The 303-nt window shown below is 68.6% G+C and carries 1 protein-coding gene; it reads left to right on the top strand.

Features of this window, described 5'->3' with window-relative positions:
* Positions 1 to 303: hotdog family protein (locus JK364_RS54825; RefSeq protein WP_201858939.1), on the top strand; the 303-nt coding region annotated here is incomplete at both ends.

The raw sequence follows: 303 nt of genomic DNA, 5'->3' as shown, positions 1-303 counted from the left end.
CACGCCTTCCTCACCGCACTCGGCCACGCCCACACCCACGGCCACCCCATCACCTGGCACACCCTCATCCCACCCACCAACACCACCCCACTCCCCACCTACCCCTTCCAACACACCCACTACTGGCTCAACGAAAAAGCCGCTGACGCCGATGTGGAAAGCGCCGGACTCAGCCGGACCGACCACCCGCTTCTCGGCGCCACCACCACCCTCGCCCACTCCGGCGAGACCGTCCTCACCGGTCGGCTCAGCCCCGCCCAGCACGGTTGGCTCGCCGACCACGCCGTCAACGGCACCGTCATC

It is taken from the genome of Streptomyces endocoffeicus, from assembly GCF_016741935.1.
Lineage (GTDB): Bacteria > Actinomycetota > Actinomycetes > Streptomycetales > Streptomycetaceae > Streptomyces > Streptomyces endocoffeicus.
Note: the sequence above shows the minus strand (reverse complement) of the source record. Positions and strands in the feature narration are given on the sequence as shown.